The 24,132-nt window shown below is 59.3% G+C and carries 21 protein-coding genes; 11 read left to right on the top strand and 10 right to left on the bottom strand.

Going from position 1 to position 24,132, the window contains the following annotated elements; translation table 11 throughout:
• The first annotated feature begins 83 nt into the window (after positions 1 to 83).
• Positions 84 to 1,457, top strand: coding sequence for a sensor histidine kinase (locus OVA24_RS20715; protein WP_267672081.1), 1,374 nt, complete (start codon positions 84 to 86; stop codon positions 1,455 to 1,457).
• A gap of 39 nt (positions 1,458 to 1,496) precedes the next feature.
• On the opposite strand, the gene OVA24_RS20710 is transcribed toward OVA24_RS20715, so the two are convergent.
• Together OVA24_RS20710 and OVA24_RS20705 are read right to left on the bottom strand one after the other, a co-directional pair.
• On the bottom strand, positions 1,497 to 1,691 hold the full coding sequence (locus tag OVA24_RS20710; protein ID WP_267672080.1) for a hypothetical protein: 195 nt from the start codon (positions 1,689 to 1,691) through the stop codon (positions 1,497 to 1,499).
• Positions 1,688 to 2,632, bottom strand: coding sequence for an NAD-dependent epimerase/dehydratase family protein (locus OVA24_RS20705; protein ID WP_267672079.1), 945 nt, complete (start codon positions 2,630 to 2,632; stop codon positions 1,688 to 1,690). The genes OVA24_RS20710 and OVA24_RS20705 overlap by 4 nt, the downstream gene beginning before the upstream one ends.
• Positions 2,633 to 2,863: 231 nt before the next feature.
• Here OVA24_RS20705 and OVA24_RS20700 point away from each other — a divergent pair, with 231 nt between their 5' ends.
• The 5 genes from OVA24_RS20700 (at position 2,864) to OVA24_RS20680 (ending at position 8,978) form a co-directional block, all read left to right on the top strand.
• A complete protein-coding gene (locus tag OVA24_RS20700; RefSeq protein WP_267672078.1) occupies positions 2,864 to 3,463 on the top strand; it encodes a TVP38/TMEM64 family protein in 600 nt (199 codons plus the stop codon).
• A gap of 702 nt (positions 3,464 to 4,165) precedes the next feature.
• A complete protein-coding gene (locus OVA24_RS20695) occupies positions 4,166 to 5,740 on the top strand; it encodes a hypothetical protein (protein ID WP_267672077.1) in 1,575 nt (524 codons plus the stop codon).
• A gap of 74 nt (positions 5,741 to 5,814) precedes the next feature.
• Complete coding sequence (locus OVA24_RS20690; protein WP_267672076.1) at positions 5,815 to 6,666, top strand: hypothetical protein; 852 nt, start codon at positions 5,815 to 5,817, stop codon at positions 6,664 to 6,666.
• A 69-nt stretch (positions 6,667 to 6,735) separates the two neighbouring features.
• Positions 6,736 to 7,416: a polysaccharide biosynthesis/export family protein gene (locus OVA24_RS20685; RefSeq protein ID WP_267672075.1), complete on the top strand. Its 681-nt coding sequence runs from the start codon at positions 6,736 to 6,738 to the stop codon at positions 7,414 to 7,416.
• A 59-nt stretch (positions 7,417 to 7,475) separates the two neighbouring features.
• Positions 7,476 to 8,978 carry a lipopolysaccharide biosynthesis protein gene (locus tag OVA24_RS20680; RefSeq protein ID WP_324287879.1) on the top strand — a complete coding sequence of 501 codons (1,503 nt, stop codon included), beginning with the start codon at positions 7,476 to 7,478 and terminating at the stop codon, positions 8,976 to 8,978.
• Between the two features lie 86 nt (positions 8,979 to 9,064).
• On the opposite strand, the gene OVA24_RS20675 is transcribed toward OVA24_RS20680, so the two are convergent.
• A complete protein-coding gene (locus tag OVA24_RS20675) occupies positions 9,065 to 10,222 on the bottom strand; it encodes an endonuclease/exonuclease/phosphatase family protein (protein WP_267672071.1) in 1,158 nt (385 codons plus the stop codon).
• Positions 10,223 to 10,547: 325 nt separating this feature from the next.
• Positions 10,548 to 11,876: a nucleotide sugar dehydrogenase gene (locus tag OVA24_RS20670; protein ID WP_267672070.1), complete on the bottom strand. Its 1,329-nt coding sequence runs from the start codon at positions 11,874 to 11,876 to the stop codon at positions 10,548 to 10,550.
• 249 nt (positions 11,877 to 12,125) lie between these two features.
• On the opposite strand from OVA24_RS20670, the gene OVA24_RS20665 reads away from it, so the two are divergent.
• Together OVA24_RS20665 and OVA24_RS20660 are read left to right on the top strand one after the other, a co-directional pair.
• Positions 12,126 to 13,256 carry a glycosyltransferase family 2 protein gene (locus tag OVA24_RS20665; RefSeq protein ID WP_267672069.1) on the top strand — a complete coding sequence of 377 codons (1,131 nt, stop codon included), beginning with the start codon at positions 12,126 to 12,128 and terminating at the stop codon, positions 13,254 to 13,256.
• Between the two features lie 91 nt (positions 13,257 to 13,347).
• Positions 13,348 to 14,382, top strand: coding sequence for a hypothetical protein (locus OVA24_RS20660; RefSeq protein WP_267672068.1), 1,035 nt, complete (start codon positions 13,348 to 13,350; stop codon positions 14,380 to 14,382).
• Here the strand turns inward: OVA24_RS20660 and OVA24_RS20655 are convergent.
• On the bottom strand, positions 14,322 to 14,588 hold the full coding sequence (locus OVA24_RS20655; protein ID WP_267672067.1) for a hypothetical protein: 267 nt from the start codon (positions 14,586 to 14,588) through the stop codon (positions 14,322 to 14,324). The two genes, OVA24_RS20660 and OVA24_RS20655, sit on opposite strands and share 61 nt — an antisense overlap.
• 183 nt (positions 14,589 to 14,771) lie before the next feature.
• On the opposite strand from OVA24_RS20655, the gene OVA24_RS20650 reads away from it, so the two are divergent.
• On the top strand, positions 14,772 to 15,905 hold the full coding sequence (locus OVA24_RS20650) for a glycosyltransferase family 2 protein (RefSeq protein ID WP_267672066.1): 1,134 nt from the start codon (positions 14,772 to 14,774) through the stop codon (positions 15,903 to 15,905).
• On the opposite strand, the gene OVA24_RS20645 is transcribed toward OVA24_RS20650, so the two are convergent.
• Complete coding sequence (locus tag OVA24_RS20645) at positions 15,902 to 16,570, bottom strand: class I SAM-dependent methyltransferase (protein ID WP_267672064.1); 669 nt, start codon at positions 16,568 to 16,570, stop codon at positions 15,902 to 15,904. The two genes, OVA24_RS20650 and OVA24_RS20645, sit on opposite strands and share 4 nt — an antisense overlap.
• 281 nt (positions 16,571 to 16,851) lie before the next feature.
• On the opposite strand from OVA24_RS20645, the gene OVA24_RS20640 reads away from it, so the two are divergent.
• Positions 16,852 to 18,222 (top strand): ArnT family glycosyltransferase, encoded by a 1,371-nt coding sequence (locus tag OVA24_RS20640; protein ID WP_267672063.1) that lies wholly within the window; start codon positions 16,852 to 16,854, stop codon positions 18,220 to 18,222.
• A 3-nt stretch (positions 18,223 to 18,225) separates the two neighbouring features.
• Complete coding sequence (locus OVA24_RS20635) at positions 18,226 to 19,449, top strand: glycosyltransferase (RefSeq protein WP_267672061.1); 1,224 nt, start codon at positions 18,226 to 18,228, stop codon at positions 19,447 to 19,449.
• A gap of 143 nt (positions 19,450 to 19,592) precedes the next feature.
• Here the strand turns inward: OVA24_RS20635 and OVA24_RS20630 are convergent, their stop codons facing one another.
• From OVA24_RS20630 to OVA24_RS20615, 4 genes are all read right to left on the bottom strand, one after another.
• A complete protein-coding gene (locus OVA24_RS20630; protein ID WP_267672060.1) occupies positions 19,593 to 21,077 on the bottom strand; it encodes an exopolysaccharide biosynthesis polyprenyl glycosylphosphotransferase in 1,485 nt (494 codons plus the stop codon).
• A gap of 17 nt (positions 21,078 to 21,094) precedes the next feature.
• Positions 21,095 to 21,229, bottom strand: a complete 135-nt coding sequence (locus OVA24_RS20625) for a hypothetical protein (RefSeq protein ID WP_267672059.1) — start codon at positions 21,227 to 21,229, stop codon at positions 21,095 to 21,097.
• Positions 21,230 to 21,464: 235 nt separating this feature from the next.
• On the bottom strand, positions 21,465 to 23,732 hold the full coding sequence (locus OVA24_RS20620; RefSeq protein WP_267672058.1) for a polysaccharide biosynthesis tyrosine autokinase: 2,268 nt from the start codon (positions 23,730 to 23,732) through the stop codon (positions 21,465 to 21,467).
• Between the two features lie 14 nt (positions 23,733 to 23,746).
• Positions 23,747 to 24,067, bottom strand: coding sequence for a hypothetical protein (locus OVA24_RS20615; protein WP_267672057.1), 321 nt, complete (start codon positions 24,065 to 24,067; stop codon positions 23,747 to 23,749).
• Positions 24,068 to 24,132 lie beyond the last annotated feature (65 nt).

Below are 24,132 nucleotides of genomic sequence, written 5' to 3'. Positions count from 1 at the left end.
ACTTTCTGGAAATACAGCGGATCGGCGGATGATCCCCGAATTCGGCCATCGACAGGGGGCGGTGGGACGCTTTTTTTGTGCCCATGACGATGGATGTGCGCACCCTCTTTGTGGCGGTTTCCGTCGCGTGCCTCGTCAACGTGATCGCCATTTCGGTGGTATGGATGGCGAACCGGAAGGTCCCCGGTGTGGGAATCTGGACGCTGGGGGCTATCTTCACCTGTCTGGGACTTCCCCTGTTCCTTTTCCAGGGTCTGCTGGAGAACCGGCTCATCACCCATGTCCTGCCGAATGTCCTCCATGGCTCCGCCATTCTTTGTTACCTCACCGGTGTCATCCAGTTCCGGGAGAAGCAGGTCCGCTGGAGATGGCTCGTCATTTCAGGGGTGATCCCACTTTCCGTGATTTTCTGGTACTTGTTCGTGGAGGACAACCAGGCGATCCGGGTGAAAGTGGCCAGCGCCTGGGCGGCGGCGGTTTATCTGGTGACGGCGGTCCTGATCTGGAGGGACCGGCGGGAAGGGATGCGTTTTTCCACCAGGATGGCCGCGCTGGGTTTCGCCATCGCGGGGGCCGGGATGGGCTACCGGATGTTCACCTGGGTGCGCCAGCCGCTCCAGTCCTGGGTTTCCGGCACATCCTGGGAGAATGCCTCGCTGGCATTGGCCGCCTTGGCGATGACCTTCCTCTGGATCTTCAGCGTCCTGTTCCTGGTGAACCAATACCACATCCGCGAGGTGGCCATGCGGAGCGAAGAGCGCCACGCGATGGAGCAGCAACTCCTGGAGGCCAGGCATGAGATCGATCGGGAAAAGGCACGGCGCGTGCGCGAGATCGTCGCAAGGGAGCTGCACGACGGGATCGGCGGGATCACAGCGACCATGGCGATGTTGGCCAGCCTGGGCCGGGTCGAGGCGGAAGGGGAGATTTCGGAGATTTTCTCGAACTTCGAGGAAATGGCCCTCAAGGGCAGCCGGGAGATCCAAGGTCTGATGACCTCCGTGGAACATGAGGTGTTCCGTTGGCCGGACTGGCTGCGTGATCTGGAAAGTTATTCCCGCAAGATCATGACGATGGCCGGCATCTCCTTCGACTGGAAGGTGGAAGGTCCGGTTCCTGACGGCATCATCCACGACGCGCAGTCCGCGGCCTCCCTGATGAAGGTGGCATTTGAAGCGGCCCACAACATGGTCCGCCACTCAGGCGCGAAGGAAGGGGGGATCCACGTCGTCTTCGGCGAGGATCACCTGTCGATGGTGATCTTTGACAACGGCCGGGGCATTTCCGTCACCAGCGGGCAGGGCCGGGGCATGGGGAACATGCGCCGGAGAATGGAGGAAATGGGCGGCAGCTTTTCCTTGCGGGCCGGGGTAGGTACCAGGGTTTCGCTGGAGGCGGCCCTCACAAAGGATGGGCGGCGGGATCCCGCCGCGTCGCTGGGTGGAGCCGAAAGCTGACCCCGGCGGCCGGCCGCCGGTCTTTTCACCGCGCGCCGGTCATTTGAAAAATCCACCGAAGCCGCCCAGCAGGCTGCCCAAGTCCGGGGACTTCCCCGCCAGAACATCATCGATGGGTTGATGGAGCGCGCGCGGGAGTCTGGACTTTGCGAAGTCCGCGATGGTGGCAAGGGCCTTGTCGGTCATTTCGTCGCTCAGGCCGAGGGCCTTGAGGCGTTCCTTCAGTTCGTTCATGGGGAAGGAGGGTGTTGAGGTGGGTCCTGGTGGTTGCGGAAGTAGGCCATGGTCTCCTCAAGGCCCCGCTCCAGGGAGCTGACATGACGGAAACCCGTGGCGAGCAGCTTGTCGATCGAGGCCCGGGAGTGTTTGACGTCCCCCAGGCGCTCGGGCAGGTGGATGACCTTCGAGGTGGAGTCTGCGAGCCGGACGATCCGGGAAGCCAGATCGTTGATGGTCATGCTGGTGCCGTAGCCCGCATTGAACGTGCCGTGGACTGCAGGATTTTCCGCGGCGTGGACGAGAGCGGCGACGATGTCCTTCACATGGATGAAGTCGCGGGTCTGTTCCCCGTCGCCGAAGATGGTGATGTCCTTTCCGGCCAGGGCATTCCGGATGAAGATGGGGACCGCCGCGGCGTAAGCGCTGTTGGGGTCCTGGCGAGGTCCGAAGACGTTGAAGAACCGGATGGCGGCGGTATTGAGCCTCCCCTCGCGCTGGTACATCTCCAGGTAGTATTCCCCGTCCAGCTTCGTGATGGCGTAAGGGCTTTTGGGAAGTGGCATCATCGACTCGATCTTCGGCACGGTCGGATCGTCGCCGTAGATCGCGGCAGAGCTGGCGAAGACGACTTTCCTCACTCCGTTGGCGGTGGCGGCCTCCAGGACATTGAGCAACCCCATCACGTTGATCTCCGCGCACCGGCACGGGGCGTTCATCGACTCGGGGACCGAAATCATGGCCGCCAGATGGAACACCACGTCCACCCCCTCCATCGCGCTTTCCACCGCGGTCCGGTCCGTCACGCTTGCTTCGATGAAGCGATGGGAAAGGCCATTGAGATTGTGGCGGTACCCGGATCTGAGATCATCAAGCACGATGATATCGGCGGAACCCTGGAAGTGTTCGACAAGATGGCTGCCAATGAAGCCGGAACCACCGGTGACGAGGATGCGCATGCCCCGGAGGGTGGGAGCGGAGGCCAAGGGTTCAAGGATAAATAAACCGCATAAGAGGTGCGGAGTGATCAGACGTTTGGGGTTCCTGCAGAATGAAAGCGGAGTGGGTGGATTTGGGAATTTACGTTTGCCGGGTGGTGTTCAGGGTGCCTGCCTCCGATGGCAGGATTGACCAGAATTTTGGCGAACAGGCGGCTTCAATATCTTGGAGTTGGAGCACTGGTTGCGGGGATGGCCGGAGTGTTTCTGGCCTGGAAGCTGGGCTTGGACGGACCTACGGTGAAGTCGGCTTGGAAGGGTTTTGAGAACTTCCTGGCACCGCGCCCATGGTTGCTCTTCGGGGCATTGGTCGTGCTGCCCGCCCTGCCTATTCCCACGGGCCTCCTGCTTTTGTTGGCGGGAACCGTATGGAGGGAGCAACCTGTTGCTGCCTGTCTGATCTGTCTGGTTGCCCTCGCCCTCAACATGAGCTGGACCTACTGGTTGGCGGCGGGTTTTGGCAGGAGGCTCATCATCCGGCTGCTGGCCTGGATGGGGATGAAGGTGCCGGACCTGCATGAGGACAACCAACTCTGGATCATCCTGCTGGTCCGTCTGACCCCTGGATTTCCATTTTTCGTCCAGAACTATGTGCTGGGCCTGCTGAGGGTGCCCTTCCGCCTGTATCTCGGGGTTTCATTGGCCTGCAACGGGATTCTCTCCGTCGGAGTGGTCCTTGGTGCGGCGGGGTTGGCCGACCGGAACTGGATGCCCTTGGTGGCAGGAGTGGCGTTTTTGGTCGCCGGATCAGTCTTGGTGCAGAAAATCAGGGGCAGGATGAGGCCCAAGTGAACGGTCAATCAGGTCGTCCGACGGAGATCACCCGAATGACGAAAAATGGCGGAAATGCAAGGCGCTCTTGTTATTCATCATGTCATGCAGGTGCGAATTATGCGCCAAACTTGAAATAAATTCCGCATTTTCGAAGAATCCTGCAAAGTCCTCGGCTTTTTCCGCGCTTTTCGCCCAGAGCGGTTGGAAATGAATGCGGAATATTGCTTTTCCGGTGTCTGTTGCGGAATTTTTAGAATTCCTCAAATCGATAATTTTCGGAACTTCAGGAAATCAAATTGCCGGATTTCGCAACCTGTGATGGGCGAATCGCACTTTATCCGGAGGCTCGTTAGATCTTGAGATATTTTTCTATCTCGCTGATAGATAGCTGGAAGTGAGGGATTTTCGGCTCTCTGCAGAGTGTTTCAAATTTTTACTCCTTGCATTTTGCGGCATGTTAGGGTTTAACGCGATCCTGCTCGACGGCTTGGGGGAAACTAGGCCGTGTTAATCTAACGGAGTAACACAACCATAAAATTTTCAATGATACCTAGGCTTCGCTGTGGATATAACTCTCCGTTACATCTGGTCATTTCCGGCGTTGCTGCCGCTTTGGTCTTGGGTGGCGCGGAAGTTCGTGCCGCCCAGCCCGCAGATGCGGACGCGGTGGCTTCCGATGTGGCTGATGATCCCCTTTACGGAACCGGCCCGGTTGAGCCCGTGCCGACGGAGGATGGGGGGTACTATCCGACCATCGAGGAGACCATGCTTCTCGGAGGGGACTATCTCCGGATGGGGACCAGCAACCAGGTGACCGATGGTCGGAACCAGCGTGCGCAAGGTCTTACTCCTCCTCCCTACCCTGGCCAAACCTACCAGGCGCCATGGGCGGAGCCGCTTTCCCCGCTCAATCCTTTTCTTGGTTTCTTCGAGTCCCATCAAGCTTTGGTGGCCGAGGACAACGGCATGTGGCCACGGGGCGCCAGCATCGAATTCGACTCTGCCTTTCCGCTTCTGGTGAGGGAATTCAATCCTGAGCGGGCCATGGTGAAGGCGGGTCCGGCCTATTTCGACCTGTTGTTCGTCGGGATGACCGTATTGCACTCGGACTATCAAGGGGACCAAGTGTTCTCCGGCGACAACGACGATGGCTGGCTGATGGGGATCGAGTTCGGCCTCCGCGGTGTCGTCCAGTTCACCGACCAGTTCTACCTCAGTCTTGCGGCCACGCTGGTCTATCTTCCTCTTGAGAATGATGTGGGCTTCCGTCTCGGCGCTGGTGGCTCCCCGACAGCCGGTCTCACCCTCGACTACCGTTTCGAAAAGGGAGACTGGGACTTCCGTCTCTATGATACCTTCTTCGCGGGCTACGGATACGACGTGTTCGCCGGTCTTGATGATGAAGGCTTCCAGCAGGCCGGGCGCTACAGCTTCGGTTTCCGTGATGCCCACCGGACCGGTGAAATGTATGACGGGGACAACGCCTACTTCACCAATACGGTTGGATTCGATTCGACCACACCGGTCGGGCAAGACTGGCGTTTCTGGCTCTCCGCGAAGCGTGCGGATACCTGGAGAAGCCTGGAGTTCGAGGACCATCTCGCCCATAATTCCCTGTTCTCCCGCATCGGCTACAATGGCCATGAAGTCGGTTTCTCGCCGGCCCTTGAATACTATCTGGATCACTATGAGTATCCGAATGGTGGTGACTCCACGCTCACCAACCGCGTCTATCTCACCCTCAGGGGACGGCTCACGGAAAATCTCCGGCTTGAAGCAAGGGCGGGTTACCTCTGGATGAGCGGAAGTGATGACTATGACGATGGTTATCTCTACTCCGTGGACCTCACCCATGAGTTGTCCAGGTATACGACCCACTCGATTTCCGCCGGCCGGGATTACTTCAGCTACGATATAACGGGTGACTCCACGGTGTCGGACTATGTCCGCTACAGGATCAACCATGCCTTCAGCAAGGAGTTCACCGGATTGGCGTGGGTCCAATACTCGGAAGACGAAGGAAGATCGTTCGACGGTGAGCGGACAAATGTCACCGCCATCCTCCGGTGGGCGTTGTTCAACGGAAATTCCAGTGCGATCCAGTTGCGCGGAGCCTACGAGCACCGCAACGGAGCGCCGGGAGGAAGCGGCGACCGCTGGCTTGGCCGCTTGAGCTACACCCAGAACTTCTTCTCCCGCACTTACGGGGAGATCTTCTACCAGTATGAGGAATCCTCGGGCTTCCGGAGTTTCAACGAACAGGTGTTCGGAACAAGCATCCGGAAATACTTTTGATCATCATCCAGCATTGTTGAATTGAGTCTTTAAAATTTTTCACGAAGCATCCAAAATAGGCGCAAGAGAATATCATGAAAACAAACACAAGCGTTTCAATCTCACCCACCGCAGCTTCCGTGTGCGCGATCCTCGCTGTCGGTGGTCTTGGAAGTGTCCTTTTTGCGGGCGAGTCCGCTAAAGGCGGAATCCCTGCTGCGGAACAGCGGGGTGCGGAGACCGAGATGGATCTCCCGACGACTTTCCATAAGTACTATGGCCAGAACGCCAACCACTACAAGGACGCTGAAAAGAAGATCGCCAAGATCGACGTGGACGGCGACCTCAACTACGATGGCGTGGTTTCCAATACCGATCCCGGTGACAATGGCGCCTTTGAAGGAACGCCTCCCGGCCTGGTTCTCGGTGTGGGTGAAATGTCCAAGCTGGTCCTCCGTCTCGCCCCTTACCGCGCTGACTTCGAAGGTGAAGTGGTGGTGACCCTCGAGGTCGCCGGCATCAACCGCGCATCGAAGACCGGCACCTTCGAAACCTTCGAGGATGAGCAGGCGTCCACTGGACGTATCCGCGTCTGGAAAGATGCTTCCAAGAGCGTGCTCCTGGTTGACTCCGGCAAATCGGACAGGTTGGTCCACGAGTTCATCATGGATGCCTCCCAGTATCCTGCGAACCTTCCTGGAGTGGTTCCCCGCACCTTCTATGTTGAGGGTGTCCGTCCTTCCGGTGAGTTCACCGGTGACGTCCGCCTTCTCACCACCGTTTCCTTCCGGCCGCACGGAAGCACGGCGCAAAGCTATGCCGAGAGCCGCAAGACTTTGCTGAAGCCCTTCCGCACCAGCTTCGACCACATGCTCTTCACGGTCAGGTCGCAGCCGGCGAAAAAGGATTTCATCAATAACAACGCTGAAGGCGTATGGATCCGCTGAGGTGGGTTTCAGGAAACTCTCCTCTTCGGAACTCCATGATGGCCCCAATCCGCCACACTCTGTAACGCAGTGATCAGAAAGCTTTTCCTGTTGTTGCAGCCTGCGGTTCTTGCGGTTGCCCTACTGGCTGGAGTCGGTTGTTCGGGCGGGCCATCCCCTTCCGGGGATGTTCCCGCCGCATCGGCGCCGCCTATTGTCAAGCAGAGCCAGAGCAACACCATTGGTATCGGTGATGAACTGGAGGTCTTCGTAAAAGAAGACGCTGTTTTCAACGGTACTTACCGTGTCCGCGAGCGGGGTGACATCATCATTCCGGATATCGGCCGCATCCCGGTTGCCGGTATGGATGTCGAATCCGCGGAGCGCCGCGTCGAGAGCTACATTGAGAAGGGACAGATCAAGAATGCTACGGTGATTCTTGATCGTACCAGCAGCACGACGAAAAAATCTCCGCTGTCCGGTGCCCGGCAAATGCTTGTTTATATGACAGGTGCTGTCGTGAAGCCCGGGCAGCACATGCTCACGCTCCCGGAGGGCAGATCCCTCGGCGTTTATGAAGCCATCCTGATTTCAGGTGGATTGGGCCGCTTTGCCGATGAGCAGAACGTCTATATCACCCGGGTGGATTCAAAAGGAATCAGGCACCGCATTCCCGTCAATACCCGTCTGATCCGCCAGGGCAGCAGCGCTGATCCTGCGATTGGATACGGTGATGTGGTGGTGGTGCCGGAAAAGGTCTTCGGATTCTGATTCGGGGATTGAGTATCGCCCCCGATCGTTGGTTGATGGAGTGATCAAATAACCGGACTTTGTCACTCGTCAACAAACTGGTCAGGGGTGCGTCGACCAACGTCCTTGAGCATGGTCTGAAAATGGTGGTGATGTTTGTCACCACCCCTCTTATGATTCGTTGCTTGGGGAAGGAGGACTATGGCACATGGCTTCTGGCCATCGCCATCATCACTTACTTCCGGCTGCTCGATCTTGGTGTATCATTCGCCGGGGCCCGGTTTCTCGGGACTGCCCTGGGGGCAAAGGATCGGGAGGAATACCGGTCGCTGGTTTGCCATCTTTTCCGATTTTTCACCCGGTTGGGGGTGGCTTCCATCGTTTTGACGGTTCTCACGGTATGGGGGTTGCCCCTGTTCATCCGGGATGGGGATACATTGTCCACGATGAGGATATTGGTGGCAGGATTGGGTGTTTCCACTGCCATCCGCTTTTTCACCCGGATCTATGAAGTGGTTCTCAAGAGCCATGTCCGGTATGACCTCATCGGCCTATCATCCATCCTGAAAACCATCCTCCAGGCGGCGTTGGTGATCACGCTGCTCCTGATGGGGCACGGTTTGATGGTTTTGCTGGTCGCGCATGTGCTGATCGATGTGTTCGACCAACTCCTGTTGATCCGCTTCGCCAGGAGCGTTGAAAAGGATCTGCGGCTGAAGGGGGCCGAGAAGGAAGGGTCCGGGGCGGGTGAACTGATTCGTTACAGTGCCACTGCCATGATGACGAGTGCCGGCCACAGTTTGAGGCAGGGCATGGATCCGATGATCGTCACCCATGTATCGGGGGTGGCTTCATTGCCACAGTACATGGTGGGGACGCGTTTGCTCGGGGTGTTCGTTGACATCATCAACGCGGTATTCGGGGGAGGGCTGACGGCGGCGTTCAGTCAACTGTACGGGCGGGGAGATCTGGAGATGCTGAACCAGCGGTTCCTGCAAGCGATCCGCTACAGCACCGTTCTGGCCATGCTCGGCGGATGCGGTCTGATGATGTTCGGGCCGGCGTTCATCCTCCGGTGGGTGGGGGACGGGTTCGCGGTTTCCGGGAGCGTCGTTCTGATCCTCGCTCCCGTGACGGTTCTTTTCCTCTGCCAGTATCCGGCATGGAGCCTTTTCTACTGCCAGAACAAGCAGCAGTGGCTTGCGGTTCTGACGCTTGTTGGTGGAGTCCTCAATCTTGGGCTGAGCTTCCTGCTGGCATGGAAGTTGGGTTGGATGGGGGTGGTTTGGGCGACCTGCGTGGAAATGACGCTCGCTTATGGGTTGGTGATGCCGTGGCTGGTCCGTCGCATCGGGGTTCCGATGAAGGGATACTTTCTCGGTATTTTCGTTCCGGGTGCGGGAGTTGTGGCGGCTTCGGCCATGTATTGGTTCTTCCTCCGGAAATGGATCACCCCGGACTATGTTCGACTTCTTGTCGTCGGATTGGGTTACCTCGCCGTCATGGGTGGAGTGATCTGGTTTCTCATCTTCACGGCATCTGAGAGAAACCAGATGTGGCGTTCGGTGAGGTCCGGAAAGTAGATCGTTGCCACTCCATGGGCGGGAGATCTCCCTCCGTGCCTGCCCGGCAGATGATGGGAAGAACGGCGGAATTACTGCAGATGGGGCTACGGCCCGGGAGTATGGGCAAGACTCACCTTCGCGGCGACGGCGCGGTGTTGGCCCGGGCGCTTTTCCTCGGTCACACTCGCGGTGACATCCCAGTGACGGTTGGCGAGGATGTAGTCGATGCGCATCCAGGGGCCGCCTGCGCTTAGTGGATTGCGGGTGGTGCCGGGAAAAGTGTATCCGGAGCCGCTTCCTGCGGATTGGTGGGTGTCCTGTAGTCCCTCGGACAAGATCCTCTGGATATAGCCGCCTGCCGGAGCGTTGAAATCACCCAGGACGATGGTGGGCAGGGTCTCCCGGTCAATGATTTCCTTGAATGCTTCCGCCGTGCGTATGCGGTCCTGCCACATGCTTTCGTAGGATGCCTTTTTCCGATGGAATGACGTGCCGGGGACGATCCCCAGGATTCCATAGAGGAACGATCCTTTGCGGTAGTGGGTGAGCGCGTCCCGGACGGTGAGGAAATGGACGCTGTAGACCACGACTTCCCGGCCCTCGAAGTCGATCACGAACCGTGCGGCTGGCGTGTGGTCGTGGATGTCCCCGCCCAAATCCACGAGCTCTCCGGAAATGATGGGGTAGCGGCTGAGAAACGTATGTTCACCGATGCTCCTCCCGTCCTTGAACTCGGAATAGTTCGGGTCCGCCAGATAGCGTTTCGCCCGGCCGGCGGTTTCCTGAAGTGCCAGGATGTCCGGTTTGATGCGGTTCTTGAACGGCTGCAGGCTTTGGTTCGCATTCTGTCCGTAGTTGCAGGTCAACACCGTCAGTTGGGGTGGTCCATGCGTTCCGTCGAAGTGCTGGTGGGTGCTTCTCCGCCATTCATAGCCCATGCCGTAGGTGAAGAAGAAGCCACCGGCTGCGAGCTGGACCAACGCCAGCCTCCAACTGAAGGGCAGGGTTCCGATGAAGAGGAACGGCAGGGGGACCAGGATGATCGCCCGGGGCAGGTAGAGCAGGAACGCGAGCGTGATGTTCCGCTCCCCGATCCATGTCGCGAGCACCGGCAGGAGGATCAGGCTGCCCGCATAGAGGACGGTCAGTATGCGGAGGAAGTTGCGGATATATCTCCCGATGCGGTGTGACAGGCGCTTCCGGGATTCGGCGCTCTGGAGCGCCGCTCCGGCTTTCTCCAGAAATGAATCAAGCGTCGTCATGGTCGCCGGATCTGGCGTCACTCTTTGGGGGCGCCGCTTCCGGCTGGAGGCGGCGGACTTACAGGGCCACCTCCAGCCTCGGCGGCTGGTGCGGGTGGATTCAGGCTTTTGGGTTCGGCGGCTTTTCCGTGGTGCCTGTACAGCGCGATCCCCACCCAGGAAAGAATTGCAAGGATCCCGAGGAGGATGAGCGATTCAAGAATGGTGTAGGCTTTTGGATGGCGTGGATGCCGGCTTGTTGTGACCATGTTGGAAGGGTGGGCTGGTGGGGCTTTGGATAGCACTGATTGGCTGGTATGGCAATCGGGGCGGTGGGCTGCGGAGGTCACCAGCAGATGCCGGTGTAGGAGGCCGAGAGGCTGGCGAGCTCCGGCCAGGACGCTACGTCGATGATCTTGTGCCGCGGGGCCAGATGTTCCGCCAGATGACTCACGTCGGCGCAGCGGTTGAACACGACGATGGTATCCTTTTCCCGGAGGGCGGCCGCCAGGTCGCTTTTCAGCAGTGAGGTGAGGTTCGGCAGCCGGAGGCTGGCGATGCGACCGACCGCGCCTGTGAAGTTGGCGGGGACGATCAGTGGATCATAGATTCCGACGTCGTAGTTCTTGAGCAGCAGGCGGGTTGCGAGTTCAAACGCCGCACTGCCCCGCAGGTCGTCGGTCTGCTCCTTGAATGAGAGTCCCAGCAGCAGCACCCGGGGGCTGGCGGCCGTTTCCACCATCTCCGTGAGGTGGTCCATGTGGTCCTCGTTGCTGGCCAGCAGGCTGTCGAGCATGGGGGTGGAAAGCGCCCGGGAACGGGAAAGGTGGTTGAGGGCGCTGACATCCTTTGGCAGGCAGGAACCGCCGAATGGCGTGCCAGGCCGGAGATAATAAGGGGAGATGTTCAGCCGGGTGTCTTGGCAGATCACCCGCATGACGTTCACCGCATCCACTCCGATGCCCTTGCTGATCCGGCCGATCTCATTCGCGAAGGAGACCTTGGCGGCGTGGAAAGCGTTGCAGGCATACTTGATCAGTTCCGCGGATTCCAGGTCAGTCTGTTCCGTCGAAGCATCGAAGATCTTCCGGATCGCGGAGATGTCGACTTCCGGGTCATACGAGCCAACGACGGAAAGGCTCGGCTCGATCATGTCCTTCACGGCGGTGCCCTGACGCAGGAACTCCGGATAGAAGAAAACCTGAAGCTTCAGGTCATCCACCAGATCCTTCAGGTGGGTGTCCACCAGTCCGCGTGTGGATCCCGGCAGCATCGTGCTGCGGTAGATGAGATGGTGGCGGGTGGACTTGGCGCGGAGAGCGGCCCCGATATTGCCGGTCACCTCTTCGACGAACGCAAGGTCGAGTGAGCCGGCGGCGGTGGACGGCGTGCCCACGCAGACGAGGGAGATGTCCGTTCCGGCGATCGCCTCGGCGGTGTCAGTGGTGGCGCGCAGGAGCTTGGCGCGGTGGGCTCCGGAGGTGAGTTCAGCCAGCCCCGGCTCATGGAAGGTCGCCTCGCCCGCATTCATCGCATCGACCTTCGACTGGATGACATCCACTCCGATGACCTTGTGTCCGCGGCTGGCAAGAAGCGCCGCAACGACGCTGCCGACATATCCAAGTCCGAAGACGCTGATGGAAAACTGCTCTTTGGGTGAGGCGTCAGATTGCATTAAAGTTTGACGATGGCGGATGCCTCCGGTGCGGTCAACGTCAACCTCCGGCCATCCAACGGACGGGGCGGGATGTCCGCTGCCGGTGACGTATGACTGGCTGTGGGATCGGCTGTCCGGACATGCTTGTGGTAGGGTGCGCGCACCGGGTCATGTGGCGGGGAGAATGCCCCCCGCAGGTCCTTGACAGCCGCCGGACGCGCTTGGCACCCTGCCTGCGTTCGGATGGCAGTGCTTCCGTGCCGGATTATGTTAGAGGTCCTTTTTTGGTTCAGCCTTCTGTTGGTCGCATACGCCAATGTCGGCTACCCGGTGTTGCTCTGGATCGCCTGCCGGCTGCGGGCACCCAAAGTGCCCGCAGAGGCGTATGATCAGGAATGGCCGGTCGTGTCGGTGGTCATGATCGCCCACAACGAGGGAAAGCGGATCACCGGAAAGCTCGAAAACCTCCTGCAGTGCGACTATCCCGGAGAACTCGAGGTGGTCGTTGTATGCGATGGCTGTGATGATGCCACTGCGGAGCTGAGCAGAAGCTCCGCCGGGGATAGGGGCAGGACGATCGAATCGGTGCGATGCGGCAAGGCGGAAGGGCTCAACCAAGGGGTGGCTGCCGCGAGAGGAACCATCCTGGTCTTTGCGGACGTGAGGCAGGAGTTCGATCCTTCAGCCATCCTGCGGCTTGTGATGCCATTTTCGGATGCTGCCATTGTGGGGGTGAGCGGAAGCCTGGAAATCAAGGCGACTGCGGAGGGACCCGGAAAGGGGATCGATCTGTACTGGAAGCTCGAAAAGTTCATCAGGTTGGCGGAATCGGAGATCGACTCCTGCATTGGATGCACCGGGGCGATTTATGCCCTGCGGGCGGATTGCTACCGGGTGCTGCCGGCGGATACCCTGCTGGACGATGTGGTGGTGCCAATGTTGGCCCTGCAGGGCGGAGGACGCGTTCTGTTCGAGCCTGAAGCCCGGGCCTATGACCCCCAGGAACTGACCACGGGCAATGAGCGGAGGCGCAAGACCCGGACGCTGGCGGGGAACTTCCAGATGCTGTTCCGTTATCCGGGGTGGTTGGTTCCATTCCGCAGTCGGCTGTGGCTCCAACTGTTGTCACACAAATACCTGCGGCTTGCCGTGCCATTCCTGCTGATGGCTTGTTTCGCCACCAACGCTCTGCTCGTGCCCTCCGGCGGGATCTATCCCGTTCTCTTCGCGTTGCAGCTCGCTGCCTACGCGTTTGCCATCATGGGCATGGCTCCGGCACTCCGCAAGTTGAGGATTTTCAGTATTCCCGGAGGATTTCTTTATCTGCAGTACCTGTGCATCCTGGGCCTGCTGCGCTACATCAGGATGCGAACTGTTAGAAAACCAACAGGTTGGTGAAAAAGTTATGATACGTGCCGTTGACAAGTGGTTGCTCCCCTGGATTTGCCGTCGTCCTGGACAGGCGGATCCTGATCTGCCGACAGACATCATGCTCAGTGTCTGTGATCACTTCGAGCCGTTCCACCGGACCGACCGGGATGGTGCGCTGCGGCGGATGGACCTGTGGCAGGAGAAGTTCACCAGGTTCACCCGGGAGTTCCGTGATGTGGACGGAGCCCCGCCGAAGCAGACGTTCTTCTATCCGATCGAGCAGTATGATCAGGAGATCCTGGACCGTCTTGCGGCACTGTGCGGTGAAACGGGCAGCGAGGTTGAGCTCCAATTGCACCACCATGATGACAATGCGGAGAACCTGGCCTTCGTCCTGAAGGAGGGGGTTGACCGCTACCGGAGCCATGGCTTTCTGGGAGGCGGCCCGGACGGCACACCCCGGTTCGGGTTTGTCCATGGGAACTGGGCCTTGGACAATTCCGATCCGCGCTGCATCAATTGTGGGGTTCACCGGGAGTTGGAGGTCCTCCGGGCCGCCGGTTGCTTTGCGGATTTCACGATGCCTTCCGCGCCGCATCCCACCCAGGCGAGAATGGTCAATTCCATCTACTACGCCCGGCAAACCGACAAGCCGAGGTCGCATGATCAGGGAACACATGCCCAGGTCGGTAAATCGTCCCGGCTCCGCGACCAGTCAGACCACCTGCTTTGCGTCCAGGGACCGTTGGCTCCTAATTTCCGCAAGCGCAAATGGGGGATTGTCCCCCGGTTGGAAAATGCGGAACTGAGTGGCGCCAACCTCCCAACTCTGGAGAGGTTCGATCTATGGACCCAGCAGGCGATAGGCGTGCTGGAGCGCCCCAACTGGGTGTTCGTGAAGCTGCACACCCACGCCGCTCTGGAGCGCAACATGCCGGCATTTTTTGGTGAGCCGGCGCACCGTTTCCATGAGGCGCTGGCCAGCCAACTGCCAGCGGGGGTCCGGCTGCACTATGTGTCAGCCCGGGAAACGGCGAATCTCATCCATGCTCTTGAGGATGGATGCGCCGGTAGTCCCAACCAACACCGGGATCACTTGATCGAAAGACCAGCGGTGCTTTCCTCGCTGGGTGAATCCGCGCCTGGTGAATGATGATAGGTTTCACCGAGTTTCCTCGCGGCGCGGGGAACAAATTCACTGTTCCTCTTGCCGAAAAAATCCGAACGCTTGAAGCCGTGCTGGGCCTTGAACTCCTTTTCGCTTGGAGTGATGCAGCTGGTGACACCCAGTGCGGCGATTGCGGAGATCGAAATGCCTGCGAACTTGATCGTCTGGCCGAGGAGTGGGAGATTTTTCATGGCGGAAGTAGGGATGATTCTGAATCTTGCGGAATGCCAAGCGGGATTAAAGAGGGTTGGGGATAAAAGTGCAACACGCAATCGTGATAGGAACGGTGGTTACAATTCTCCTTGTCAAAAGCAAGTGACGCCGACGATTCTCCGTTAGATTTCCGTGTTGGAAGCGGTGACGGCTAATATATTATGGATCTGACGTTCTTATTCCCCTGCCTGAATGAGGCGGAAACCCTCGCTTATTGCATCAACGAAGTCAGGAAATCCCTGGAGGTGGATGAGTCCATCAGCTTTGAGATTCTGGTGGCGGATAACGGCAGCACGGACGAATCCCGTGAGATTGCCCGGGCCAATGGCGCCAGGGTGGTGGAGGTGGGTGAAAAGGGTTATGGGGCGGCACTGCGGGGTGGATTCGAGGCGGCGGAAGGCCGTTATGTGATGTTCGCGGATGCGGACGCGACCTACATGCTGGAGCACAGTCTGGAGCTATACAGAGCTGCCATCCGGGAAGGCGCTGACATGGCCATTGCCTCCAGATTGAAGGGAACCGTGCAGCCCGGGGCCATGCCGCCCATACACCATTACCTGGGCACTCCGGTTCTCACCACGTTGATCAACCTGTTTTTCAAAGGGAGACTGAGTGACTGCAACTCCGGCTTCCGCTGCGTGCGGAAGGAAGCTTACAAGACCTGGCGCATCCGCTCGTCAGGGATGGAGTTCGCCTCGGAACTCCTGATCAAGGCGCTGAAGGCAAAGGCGAAGATGGTGGAGATCCCTTCCGGACTCCGTCCCCACCGCGCCGGGCGGGTCGCCCACCTCAAGACGTGGCGGGACGGGATGCGGCATCTGCTGTTCATCCTTTCGGAACGGCCGCAGTTTTTCGAGTCGGTGGGGTTGCTGCTCCTCATTGCCAGCACGTTGCTCCAGGTGGCCGCGCTCATCCTTGGCCCGGTCCAGATCGGGATTTTCAACGTGTTCGACGTACACTCCCAGGCGTTGCTTCTGCTCGGGGGGCTGACCGGGGCGCAGTTGTATGTGTTCAGTTGTGTGCTGTTCCTTGTCGGAAAGGAGCGTTCCACCGCTCTCACTCGGAAGCTTCTCGGCCTGGAGGAGGACAGCCTGTTCTTCCTTCTGCTGGGGCTTCTGCTGCTTGAGACGCTCTGCGTAGGCGGGATCGTCGTCCGGTGGGGGATGGTCCACTTCGGCGGGCTGGATCTTGCGGGAGTGCTGCTCCCGATCATCCACTTCCTCAGTGTCCCGGCCTTGTGGGCGATCGGCCTGCTGGCCATCCACGTCTTCAAGAAAGGGGAGAAGGCGCACTAGCCCGGCTTGCGGCACAGGACGAGATACTGTGCGCCCATCACACACCAGCGGAGGCTCGGTTCCAGGAACCGCAGCGCTGCCAGGGGACGGGGGAAGAAGAATTTATAATCCGTGAACAGCACCTCGAATCCACAACCCTTCAGGAGGCGGCGTGTTTCCCCCGGCCAGAGCATGATCGCATCCGCATCAAAGGGCACCCGCCGCATGGACAACCGGGTGAGCGGATTCCAGGGGTTGTTTTCCCAGAAGGCGAAAAGGCCGCCCGGGCGCAGGCTGCGATACACCAGCGCGGCCGCCCCGGCACGATTCTCCGGGTCGATGTGGTGGAAAACGCCATTGCAGAAGGCGAGGTCGATGCCGCCCTCAGGGACCGCTTCCGGCTGGACATACGTGGCGGCGAGCGAACCCCAGTCAGCGCGCGCGATTTCAAGCGAAGCTTCCGAAGGATCCGCCCCGATCACGGAGGTTGCGTTCAGGAGATCGAAAAAATACGGTGTCGAAGTGCCGGTGCCGCATCCGAAATCAAGGCAGTTCCGGGCCTGGAAGGTCAGGCCGTCCAGCCGTTGGCGGAGCCACTCCATGCGCTGGGAGGCGAAGAACTCCTTGTTCTCTCCACTGATGGAAAGCCCGCGCTGGAGCTGTTCGTCATAAGTGGCGGCACTCATGTCGAAATCCTCATCGTCTGGTGATCGTAATGCTCCGGAAATTTTCATCCAAATATAGTGAATTGATTGCGTCGAAAGAAGGATCACCTGGGGGGGCGGGATCGAAATGGATCCTGATTGGCATATTCTGCCTTCTGCTGGCCCTGACACTGACCCTACAGATCCGCAGCGGAGCCTATCAATCCGATTTTGGCGGACACCCGGATGAAGCGGCGCATGTGGTGACGGGCTTGATGGTGCGGGACTATCTCACCGGGCCTCTTTGGAACGGAGTCCACCCCATGCGGTTTGCCGAGGACTACTACGCACGCTTTCCAAAGGTAGCGATCGGGCACTACCCCCCCGGATACTATCTGATCGAGGGACTATGGCTGATCCCTTCCCGGACGAAGGCCGCGGTGCTGCTGTTGCCGGCGTTCCTGACAGCGTTCGCGGCGTGGATCATCTTCATGGCGGGCCGGCGGTTGATGCGCTTTGCGCCGGCCCTGTCGGCGGCGGTTCTCTTCACGTCCCTGCATCTGGTGAGAAGCTACACCGCGATCGTCATGTCGGACATGTTGCTGGTGGTCCTCTGTCTGTTGGCGGTCCTTGCGTTCGCGCGGTTCCTTTCGACGGGCAGGGCGATATGGTCGCTCGCTTTCGGGGTGCTGGCCGCAGCGGCGATTCTGACAAAGGGGTCGGGTCTGCTCCTGGCCCTGGTACCTCCCGCCGCCATACTGCTGACGGGACGGTGGAGAGCCGTGCTGTCGCCGAAATTGTGGCTGGCACCGCTTCCGGTTGTGCTGCTGGCCGTTCCGTGGTTGGTGGCGACTTCCCATATCACGGCGGAGGGTATGTCGGCCGCTCCGCCCAGTGAGTATGCCTTTCAGGCGATCCCCTACTACGCGCTGAAGAGTCTTTTGGTTCTGGGGCCGGTATTGTTGCTGCTTGCTTGTGTCGCGGCGGTTCTGGCGCTGCGGACGTTGAAGCGGGAGCGGAAGCTTTCGCCGCTGGAGGCAGCGTTGTGGGGATCTGTTGGCGCGGTGTTCGCGTTCTATTGTGTCATACCATCAGGACTGGATGAGCGCTACCTGCTGCCTGCCATCCCGGCGGTTTTGATCGTGGGGTTTGCGGCGCTTGACCGGGCTGCGCTTGCACTGGGTGGGAAATGCCCCCCATTTCTTTCATGGGCCCTGGTCGTGGTGGTTGCCCTGGCAGCCACATGGAAGGCGGCCCGGCCGGTGGCCAAGATATTCAACGGAGTGACACCCGCGTTGGAGGAAATGCTGCGGAGTTCCGGGGACCCGCTGAACCTGGTTGTCTGCTCGGACTCAAAGGGTGAAGGTGCACTGGTGGCGGCGGCGGCGTTGATGGCGCCGGAGCGGGTGGTGGTCCAGCGGGGCACCAAACTGCTTTCCACCAGCGATTGGCTGGGGCGGGGGTACGAGATGAGCTTCTCGACGGATGAGGAGCTTTTCGAACTTCTCGAAAACGCCGGGATCACCCATGTGATTGTGGATGATGGCACGCCGGAAGCTCAGGTCTGGCAGCACCAGAAGGCCGTGAGCGCGGCGATGCGAGGCCATCCCGAACGGTTCACCCAGGTGCGGAAGGCACCGGTGGAACGCCGGGACCAGCTCAGCCATCTCACCATCGCGAATTTCCTCCATTGAAGCATGCCGACAGAACCAATGAACATCCTCTGGGTCAAATCCGGCCCCTTGTTTCCGCTCGACAGCGGCGGGAAGAAGCGCACCCACGCCACTCTTGAGGAGATCAGCAGGCGTCACCATGTCACCTATCTGGCTCTGCTGGCAGAGGGGCAGGTGCTGCATGAGGACGAAACCTCCGCTCCGTATGCGGCGGAAAAGGTGTGGCTGCCATGGCGGGAAACGGCGAAGGGGACGTGGCGGTTCTACCGGGATCTGTTGAGGAACTTCGTACTTTCGTCCTATCCCTACGCGTTGGAGAAATACTGCTCGCAGGGCATGATGGACTGGCTGAAGGCGGAAATTTCCAAGGAGCGTTTCGACCTGATCATTTGTGACTTCCTGACTCCGGCTCCGAATTTCATCCATCTGGAAAGCAAGGCTCCGATGATCCTCTTCCAGCACAACATGGAGGCGGTGATCTGGAAGCGGCTGGCGGAGAGTTCCCCTAGGCTGATAGGACGCTTCTATCTCCGGGACCAGTTCAGGCGGTTTTCAAAGTGGGAGGAGAAGCTGTCGCGGCTGTTTGACGGGGTGATCACGGTTTCGGAGGATGATTCCGTCTATGCCCGCAAGAACTACCATCTGGATAATGTCCGGGGGCACGTTGCGACAGGGGTGGACGTCGATCATTTCGCTCCCCGGAAGGAGATCGGCAGTGCCTCGGACGTCATCGGATTTCTCGGCTCGATGGACTGGATGGCCAATATCCAGGCGGTTGAATTTTTCGTGGCGGAAGCCTATCCGGTGATCAAGCGTGCCATCCCGGGCGTCCGTTTCATGGTGATCGGGCGCAATCCTCCCGAATCCATCCGGAAGCTGGCGCTGAACGATGAATCCATCATGGTCACAGGTTCGGTGGATGATGTCCGGCCCTATCTGAAGATGTGTGATCTGATGGTCGTGCCACTGCTGGCGGGAGGAGGCACGCGGATCAAGATCCTGGAAGCGATGGCGATGGGCGTTCCGGTCGTTTCAACGACGATCGGTGCGGAGGGCCTGGATCTTGAAAGCGGAGTCCATCTGGAGATTGCAGATGGTGCCGGCCCGCTTGCTGCCTGCACGGCGGAGCTGCTGCTGGATGATCGAAGGAGGCAGGCCCTTGCGGATGCCGCTCATGCACGGGTGGTGCGGGAAAATGGCTGGAAGAGCGTGGTCGATGAGTTCCTGCGTCTTTGCGGCGGGGAATGAGTTCCGGCTCAGGATGCCCGGATACGTGACTTGAGGCCAGGGGGCGCTGGATTCGTCACCCGTCCAGACAATCCGGGGCTTCCTCTTTCCGTCCGGGGCCCGTTGCACATTCCAGCATGCCGGGCGGAACCCGGCTTCCTGCTTCAGCCCGCATCCAGGAAAGTGGGCCGGCGCATCGTGCGGACCTTCTCACGGGCGTCCTTCAGCTTGTCCTCGAACTCGGCCAACCGGTCGCCCCGCCGGCGGGACGCTCCTCCCATGATGACGATCTTGATGGTATCCAGCAGGACGAAGAGATCCATCACCAATCCCATGTTCTTCAGGTAGTAGAGGTCGAACTCCAGCTTGCGCCTGGCGTCCTCAACCGTGGAACCGTAGGGATAGCAAACCTGCGCCCAACCGGTGAGTCCCGGGAGGATCAGCAGCCGCTCCGAGAAGTAGGGGATTTCTTCGGAGAGTTTGTCGGCGAACTCCTTGCGCTCGGGTCGAGGCCCGACAAAGGACATGTCCCCTCTGAGGATATTCCAGAGCTGGGGGATTTCATCGATCCGGAACTTCCGCAGAAACCGCCCGATCGGAGTCACGCGTGGATCATTCTTGGTCGACCATCTGGCGCCTGCGGCCTCCGCGTCTGCAACCATGGTCCTCAGCTTGATGACCTCGAAAGGACGTCCGAACCGGCCGAGGCGCTCCTGGCGGTATAGGATTCCCCCGGAGCCTCCGGAGAGCTTCACCAGCAGCGCGCCCACCAGCAGCAGTGGAAGCAGGATGATGCCGAGCGAGATCGAGACCAAGATATCCGCCAATCGCTTGATTTTGGCGATATACATGTGATCCGGCTGGGCACACGCGTGAAGGAGCCACTCGTCATCAATGATATCCAGCGGGATGGCCTGATAGTTCTCTTCGCACACCAGGGCGATCGAAGAGATGGCGGTTCCGGAATACCGGAGTTTTCTCAGCAGCAGGGCGATGTCAGGTTCCTTGAGGCTGTTCGTGGTGCAGAAAATCCGGTCAATGGGGGCGGTCCCAGCCTGTTTCCAAGCATCCTCGGGGCTGCCGAGGCATTTCATGTTCAGCTTGGGAACGTATCCCTTCCTGGCGTAACAACCAATCAAGGTGCAGTTCCTCAGGTCCATCGCTTCGAGCAATTGGGCCTCGATCTCATCGTCTTCACTGGAGATTACGACCGCCGCTCGCTCTTTGAAGCCATTGATCACCTTGTGGATGATCACATGGTGGATCCAGATCAGGACGATGGCGGGAACCACACTGAGCAACAACACGCCGCGGCCAACCTGCCAACTCAGATTGATGGAGCCGAGCACCAGCAACACAAGGGACGCTGCGAAAAGACTGCTGGTGATCAGGATGAGCCTGCGGCTCAACTGCATCTTGGTGCCGTAATTGGAATACAGGCCGCAGATATAGGCTACGGCCACGAGGCCGAGCGAACTGAGAATCAATCCGGGGGCATACTTCAGCAGTGCCTCGTGGAGCCGGTCGGGATTCCCCACGAACCGTATCGCGGCTCCGACGAAGAAGGCCACAATCCAGATCACCATGTCCCCGGCGAGCCGTCGCACGGCCGACAGCCGGTCATGATTCTGATGGGTCGAGAGACGCATGTTCGGAAAGAAGGATTCTACGCTTGGAAGAAGCTGGCTCCGCCGCAGACACCGCAACGATGGAGGAGAGTGGTGGCGGCGGGAGCGGTCAGGGTCTGACGGGCGCCCGGAGCGAGGTAGGAAATTTCCGCTGCTGACGATGAATCTGCCATGACGTGGATAGTGGAGTAGGTGCGTAAGCGCGAACCGTGCCGGATCCGGAACTCCGCTGTGCCATCACCCGCCGGGTCTCCCTGATATGAGGGGTGCCAGGCTGGCGTGGGATGCGGGAATTGCCGGGAGCGGGTGGTTGTAGCCGGTTTGAATCCAGAGTCTCCACCGCTATAACGCCGCGAAATTGTCACCCATTTCAAGATTTTTCCTGTCGTGGGGATATATGTCTATCTGTCAGGAACGTACTCCTGCCAGGGGACGGGGCTGCTCCTCCGATTCCATCTGATCGTAGTAGGGAGCGGAATAGTAATAGTAGTTGTAGTAATTACCCAGTTTCGACAGGTCCACCGCGTTGAGAACGAAGCCGAAGAAATGGGCCTGCGACCGCCGGAGAATATTGATGGAATCCATCACATCCTTGCGTCCGGTCACTTCGGCCCGCACCACCAGCACCGTGCCGTCCACCACCTTCTGCAGGGAGCTGGACTCACTGAGGCCGAGAACCGGTGGAGCATCGATGACGATTCGGTCATATGTCTTCCTGAAGTGCTCCAGCATGTTGAGGAACACGTCCTGACAGAGGAGTTCGGTGGTTCCGGCGATGACGGGACCACGGGGGATGACATCGAATCCATTGGGCCCGGTGCTGTGGATCGCGTCTTCCAGGGAGCATTCTCCCAGCAGCAGGCGGGTCATGCCCGGGGCTTTGTCGATCCCGACGACCCCGTGCACCCGCCCGCGCCGAAGGTCGCAGTCGAGGAGCAATGTTTTTTCCCCCATCGACTGGAATGCCCACGCCAGGTTGGTCGCCTGGGTGGTTTTGCCCTCCTGCGGCCTCGCACTCGTCACCAGGACGATCTGGGAGCGGTTCCGCCGGTTGGGGTGCATGACGATGTTGGCGCGGATCACACGGAAACACTCGAGGAGATAGTTCGGAACAGAGGCGCCCTGGGCGGGGGAGCGGGCGACATCCTCAAGCAGGGATTTTGAGGTCAGCGGCACGATGCCGATGCCTTCGATGCCGGTGAGCTGCTCGAGTTGGGGGACGGTGGAAGCCGTCGTGTTCAGGAGATTCAGGGCGGTCGGGAGTCCGAACGCACCGGCAAGGCCGATGGCGAGACCGATGATCGCCGCCTTGAATTTGTTCGGAGAGATCGGAACTTCGTCACGCAGGCTTACCAGTCCCTTGAACCGGAGTTCGACCCAGTCGAACTCTTCGGCGAAGGTCACCGTCGCCAGCTTCTGGGCCAAACGGGCTCTGGCACCGTCCCACATTTTCTGTTTGGCTTCGATCGTAGAGTAGACATGTGAAGATTTCCCGACTTGCTCGGAAATCGCGTGATACTCAGGAAGGCGTGCCTGCAATTGCTTCTCCTTTTCCTCAAGAGCGGTGAAGTTGAGGTCGAATTTCTGGCGGAGGACCCGGAATTCCGTCTCCAGAGCCCGTTCCGTATCTGTGAGTTTCTGGGTCAAATCCTTCATCACCCGGTGACCGGGTTGGTAGATGCTGGCGTTTTGCTGGATCTCACTGATGAGGATACGACGTTCCTTCTCGAGTTTCCTCCATGGTTCGATCGAGTCCACATCCGCCGGTGCGACGATGTGGTTTGTGCCCTCTGAGTTGACCGCCTTGACCGTGCCTCTCAGCGGACCGGTGGTGGAAACCACATCACCCACGGTGACGTCGGTATCATTTTCAAAATTGGCCAGCAGCGACAGCAACGACATCATATTGCTGAATCTGTTCACCGGGCCGGAAGCTGCGTCCGCATCTTCGCCTTCCGGCTTGGACTCCAGATTGGTGAGGAGGACCTTGATGTCTTTCATCCTGGCCAGCCGCTCCCGTGTCTGGATGAGTTGTTTCGGGATATCGAACAGGCTCTGCTGCTCAAGCATGGCTTCGGTGAGGTTCTGATCCCGTTCGACCGATGAGAGTGAGCTGATCGTCTCGGAGATCTCCGCCTCCAGGCGGTCAACCTGCTCGGTGTAGCGGCGCAGGGCCTCGTCCCGGTATTCCTCGTAGCTTTGGTGCTGGACCTCCCGGTAGGCTTCGACCATCGCCTGGGCGAAGCCGCGGACGGTTTCCGGATTATGGGCGACAACGGTCATTTCAAGGGTCCGGGCGTCCGTAGGAACCAGAAGCAGGCTCGGAATGATGGACCGGAGGTCCTCGCTGGTGGCTGATTCCCCCACAAGTCCCATCCGCTTCGCCGCAGCGAGCTGGATGGGCGCGGAGTTGAAACGTGTCAGGAAGCTGCGTTGGAAAGTGGTGGTCTGATAGGTTTCAGGGACATCACGGTCGACCATCGGAGCGCCGAAGCCATGCATGCTCAGCACTGCCGTCGAACGGTAGGACGGAGTGGTGAACATATAAACGATCATGCCGACCATCAGGCCGGCCGCCAGCATCAGCAGCATCAGTCTCACGTGCTTTACGTAAGACAGCGCCTGCGAGATGAGCTTGAGGGGGTCGAACTTTGGTTTTTCAGAGGAAATGCTCATGAAGATGGACGAAATCAAGCCTTGCGGCGGGGTACGTTGGGCGCTTTGGCCGAGGGTAGATGCTGATTCAGTTTCCGGGAGTGGAACAGTGGCGCCAGGGCCTTCCAGTCAGCCCTGAGAAGGCACCGGAGGGCGTAAAGGGCGAGGCCGGCGATGGGCACGAAGAAGATCAGCAGAAGCCACACCACCTTGAAACCAACCGGGATCTCCAGGCTTCTCACGCTAATGACCGCTGAAACGAGGATCAGCATCCAGATTGCCGCGAACCCTAGGTAAATCATGGGGTGCAGGTTCAGGATATCCTGTTGTAAAAAATGGATGACAATACCTCTCATACTCAACAAAGTCCGGACAGCAGTTGTTGTCCTCCGGGATTTCGCTGTCAAGGGTCATCTTCCCT

The sequence above is a fragment of the Luteolibacter sp. SL250 genome (genome assembly GCF_026625605.1).
Taxonomy (GTDB): domain Bacteria; phylum Verrucomicrobiota; class Verrucomicrobiia; order Verrucomicrobiales; family Akkermansiaceae; genus Luteolibacter.
The sequence above is the reverse complement of the archived record's forward strand: the minus strand, read 5'-3'. Positions and strand labels throughout refer to the sequence as shown.